This is a genomic window from Flavobacterium succinicans LMG 10402, from assembly GCF_000611675.1.
Taxonomy (GTDB): domain Bacteria; phylum Bacteroidota; class Bacteroidia; order Flavobacteriales; family Flavobacteriaceae; genus Flavobacterium; species Flavobacterium succinicans.
The window spans coordinates 1-331 of record NZ_JATV01000044.1; the positions used below are offsets into that span (position 1 = coordinate 1).

General features: G+C 48.0%; 1 protein-coding gene. It reads right to left on the bottom strand.

The window, feature by feature from the left end; all coding sequences use genetic code 11:
* Positions 1-331: glutamate synthase-related protein (locus AO58_RS17455; RefSeq protein WP_035718049.1), on the bottom strand; the 331-nt coding region annotated here is incomplete at both ends.

The following is a 331-nucleotide window of genomic DNA, read 5'->3' on the forward strand; positions in this document are numbered from 1 at the left end:
GTAACGCCAGGTGGTACGTGACGGATAGCGGCAATCTCCGGCGTATTTTTCACAGCTGGCAAAACACCGCCGTGACCTGGTTTGGCACCTTGAGATAATTTGATCTCGATCATTTTCACATTTTCCAGATTCGCATATTTTTTAAACAATTCCGCATCGAAGTTTCCTTCTTCATTTCTGCATCCAAAGTAACCGGTTCCAATTTGCCAGCAAAGGTCGCCACCTTCCAAATGATGTGGAGAGATGCCTCCTTCGCCCGTGTTGTGGTAGAAATTTCCTTTTTTCGCACCTCGGTTCAGCGCCATCTGAGCACGGTCACTCAAGGCTCCGA